This window comes from Ilumatobacter sp., assembly GCF_041688325.1.
Lineage (GTDB): Bacteria > Actinomycetota > Acidimicrobiia > Acidimicrobiales > Ilumatobacteraceae > Ilumatobacter_A.
Genome location: NZ_JBDNIJ010000305.1, coordinates 1 through 3,758 on the forward strand (window position 1 = coordinate 1; position 3,758 = coordinate 3,758).

A 3,758-nucleotide genomic window follows, 5' to 3' on the forward strand; every position below is an offset into this window, starting at 1 on the left:
CCAAAGACGATTTTTTGCGTTCAACGCAATCCACCCATGCGGGACTACGCGTGACATCACTGCAGTGGGAGGCAAACGACTTCGTTACCGACTGCCAGACCCAGCTCATCATGTCGACCGCGAAGTTACCACGTCCTAAACACCACCTACAAAATGTGCAAACCGCTTGCTTTTGCAATTGCAGGTAGCTCGCAGTTAGGGGATCGCTTCGGTCATTGTGCCGGGCATTTGGACCTTGATGACGCCGCCATAGGAACACATGCAGACCGAGGTCGCATTCAGCGCAGGCGCACCCTTGACCATCACGGTCGGCGAGCCCGGCACCCACGGTGCCGTCGTCATCGGAGTGCACACCCCAGGCGTCAACACACCGAGCGCCGCAGCGGTCTGCGCAGCGGTGATCGGGTTGGCGAGGCTCATGCACACACCAAACGGCATGATGTTGAGAAACGGAACGTTGTCCTTAATCGTGGCCATCGGCTTGTTTTCGGCGTTGACCATGTTCGTCGGCAGCACGCTGAGCGAGCTCGGCGCAGCTCCCATCGAACACATCAACATCGCACCCATTGCAACCGGCTGGCCCATGATGGCGGACTGTAGCCGAGTGGGTGGCCGGTCACGGCCGATCAACCTCCGTGGTGTGGTTGACTGACCAGGTGAAATCACGCGGCGGCGAGTCAGTGGTACCTGTCCTGGCATGGTTCGAATTCGGGCGGGCACTCCTCGTACAACGCGCTGGCGCGTTACCGCACGCACCCGATTCTGCCGCCACTGCAGAGACCCAAGAGGCAGCGGCCGCGCGCCTTGAAAGTGCGCGCGTCGCGTTCCACACATCGTTGAGCGAGAGCACCACCTTCGGGATCCTCGCGGCGAATGCCTCGTTACCCATCGACGACGCCGAGTTGTTGGCAGTCGCCGCAACCGCCGAGATTGACAGTAGTTGCGAGCAGCTCATGGCCGAGGTGCAGGGGCGCCCGGCACGCAACCGCATGACGCTCGGTTCGATCGCCATGCTGCTCGGAGCAAGCCATTCTGGGGCGATCTGTGTCTCACCGGACGCACCGTTGCGACGGGCTGCATACATTGACGTTGAGGCTGTCGGCCCCTGGGCTGAGCATCACGTCAGGGTGTACCCCGCCCTCCTGTGGGCGCTGCTGGGCGACTCCTCACGCAATCCAGAGCTGCCGAGTATGACGACCTACTTCGAGCACGACCCCGACACCGATCTAGCCAACGACGCCCCCGTTGATGCATCGACGCTCAGTGATTTCGTCGTCGTGAACGGGGTCGACCGGCTGCGCCGCAGACAGACCGGGGCACAGCACAGCGTCAGTAATCGCTTTGTCTGCGCTCGTGTGCCCGACGCAGACACCGCCTGGGCTGCACTCGTGTGCGAGGCGACGATCAGCGGCCGGGGGATCTGTATTGAGATCGACGACGCGCTGCCCGAGATCGCTCGTCGATGGATCACACGGGCGCATCATCTTGCGTGGGTCGTATCGGCTGCGAGCGGGCCTGAGATCGATGACCTTCCTGAACGCAGCTGGCTTTCGGTGCAGGCCGAGACCGCTGAACCCACCGACTACGAATGGGCAGCAGCACTTGGCAGCGACACGCCTCGATCGCATCGCCTCTCCCTCGACCAACTCAGACAGGTCGGTCGGGCCCGATCCGCTCTCGGAGGAGATCTCGACGCAGCGGTCAGGCGTTTGACATCGGGCCGCCTCGACAAGATGACCCAAAGGATTCGGCCGACACGCGGGTGGGACGACATCGTGCTCAGCAAGCCTCGAATCGATCTGCTCCAATCGATCGCCAAGCGATACCAGCACGCGAACCTGGTCTACGACCACTGGGGGTTTGCGCCGACCCCATCGCGTGGCCTCGTCGCATTGTTCTCAGGACCATCGGGCACCGGCAAAACGTTGGCAGCTGAAATTGTCGCCGGGGCCCTCGGTCTCGACGTGTTCAAGCTCGATCTCTCGTCGGTCGTGAGCAAATACATCGGTGAAACCGAAAAGAACCTCGACGCCGTCTTCGACGCCGCGGCCTCAGGCAACATGGTGCTGTTCTTCGACGAAGCTGATGCACTGTTCGGCAAGCGCAGCGAAGTGAAAGACGCTCGTGATCGCTACGCCAACATCGAGGTCTCGTATCTGCTCCAGCGGCTCGAGTCGTACGACGGGATCGTCGTGCTGGCAACAAACTTCGAAAAGAACATCGACGAAGCGTTCCTCCGACGCATCCACGCACGGATCGAGTTCATGATTCCGGGCGTTGACGAACGAGCAAAGATCTGGAAGCAAAACCTGCCAGAAACAGCACCAATAGAAGACGTCGACATCTCATGGGTTGCCGAGCAGTTCGAACTGTCAGGCGGAGCGATCCGCAATGCAGCCGTGCAGGCAGCGTTTGTCGCTGCCTCGGCTGGCTCGAACGTCACGATGGAGTGTGTCGTGACCGGTATCGCCCGAGAGTTTCAGAAGATGGGTCGCATCCTCAAGGAACGCGACTTCGGCGAGTTCTTTGCGATGCTCAGCGACTGAGCACCCGTTGGCCCCGCTCTACGATCGCAGGATCCGAGCCGATCGCAGGATCGAGTCGAAGATCGGAACGAACTCGTGCTCGATCGGCTTCAAGGTTGCTGCGTTGACCAGGTATATCTCGAACGGGCTGACCGGGATGAACGCCTGAAGCTGGACGAAGTGCATGCCGCTGTCGTCATCGATCCACTCGAACCAGACAGCGTGGACGGGCACCATGCTGCTGAGCTCGTACGACTCCTGACGGTTGAGCCAGAAGTTGGTGTATCCAGACTGCATTTGCTCGACGGCCTGTGTCGTGAACTCGTCGAACCATGCCTCACCGGAGCCCTCCGGGGCGTCCAACCCGAAACTCATCGTCGGCGAATAGTCATTGCGATCCGGCTGTTCCGGGCCGTAAAGACGGAAGCGCTGTTCGTCGATCGGGTTGGCCCGCCAACCTTCGGAAGGACCCCGAATCGACAACTTCAGGTCGGCCAGCGTCAAGCTCGCCATCGTCGGGAGAGTTGTGCCGGTCATTAGCTTGTCCTCATCGGCTCAGGTCTTGGGGCAATTCTGGTTGTGGAGGCGTTCACAGCAGGATCAGTCGGACCGAGTCGAAAGCGTTCTCGAACACGTTGCGTTGTTCGCTCGTAGTTTCGCCGGGCGCAATACCAACAAACGTCCACAGCACGTCGTCTTCCTGAACAACGCCTTGGACACGGACAACGGGCCCGAGCTCTCCGTCGGTGTACCTGAGAGCAATGCGTGATGCCGGGGAGTCGTCGACGAGCGTCTCACGACGGTCGAGTACTTCGGCACCGTCGAGACCGCTGAGCATTGCGTCGAGTACTGCGGCGCGCACGTCACCGGCACTCGGCAGCGCCCGAATCGAAACGATCAGCCGAGGAGATTTCTCATCGTTGTCGTCCTCGTCAAGATCGACATAGACAGCGGTGCCGTCGGCGGCTGACTGCTCTTCCCAACCGACAGGAAGCTCGATCGAGGTCTTGGTGTCCGGGTTGTAGAAATGGATCAGCTCGGATTCTTCAATGAGCATGTTGGCTCCTCACAGGTCGGTCGATTGGTGAATGTCTGGCCGGCGGAGGTGGCTCTACTTGATCGGATCCCAGTACCGGAGCTGACCGGCCTGAACCATGGTATTCACAGCGAACACGTCCTTGATGGCCATGGCGATCCCACTGTCGGTTTCGAGGAAACAGTACTTGTCTTTAA

At 60.4% G+C, this 3,758-nt stretch carries 4 protein-coding genes; 1 reads left to right on the forward strand and 3 read right to left on the reverse strand.

Annotated elements, in window-relative coordinates:
• Window positions 1–195: 195 nt before the first annotated feature.
• Window positions 196–585, reverse strand: coding sequence for a DUF4280 domain-containing protein (locus ACH2EI_RS16330; protein ID WP_395153177.1), 390 nt, complete (start codon window positions 583–585; stop codon window positions 196–198).
• Window positions 586–656: 71 nt separating this feature from the next.
• Here ACH2EI_RS16330 and ACH2EI_RS16335 point away from each other — a divergent pair, with 71 nt between their 5' ends.
• The gene (locus tag ACH2EI_RS16335; protein ID WP_395153178.1) at window positions 657–2,546 is read left to right on the forward strand and encodes an ATP-binding protein; all 1,890 of its coding nucleotides are present in this window, start codon (window positions 657–659) and stop codon (window positions 2,544–2,546) included.
• 18 nt (window positions 2,547–2,564) lie between these two features.
• Here the strand turns inward: ACH2EI_RS16335 and ACH2EI_RS16340 are convergent, their stop codons facing one another.
• Together ACH2EI_RS16340 and ACH2EI_RS16345 are read right to left on the reverse strand one after the other, a co-directional pair.
• Window positions 2,565–3,062, reverse strand: coding sequence for a hypothetical protein (locus ACH2EI_RS16340; protein ID WP_395153179.1), 498 nt, complete (start codon window positions 3,060–3,062; stop codon window positions 2,565–2,567).
• Window positions 3,063–3,114: 52 nt separating this feature from the next.
• Entirely contained in the window at window positions 3,115–3,582 is a 468-nt protein-coding gene (locus tag ACH2EI_RS16345) for a DcrB-related protein (RefSeq protein WP_395153180.1), read from the reverse strand.
• Between the last annotated feature and the right edge of the window lie 176 nt (window positions 3,583–3,758).

Bases quoted from the DNA above. Each gene is read 5' to 3' on its own strand.
- ACH2EI_RS16345 (WP_395153180.1), bottom strand. From the start codon at position 3,582: ATGCTCATTGAAGAATCCGAGCTGATCCATTTCTACAACCCGGACACC.
- ACH2EI_RS16340 (WP_395153179.1), bottom strand. From the start codon at position 3,062: ATGACCGGCACAACTCTCCCGACGATGGCGAGCTTGACGCTGGCCGAC.
- ACH2EI_RS16330 (WP_395153177.1), bottom strand. From the start codon at position 585: ATGGGCCAGCCGGTTGCAATGGGTGCGATGTTGATGTGTTCGATGGGA.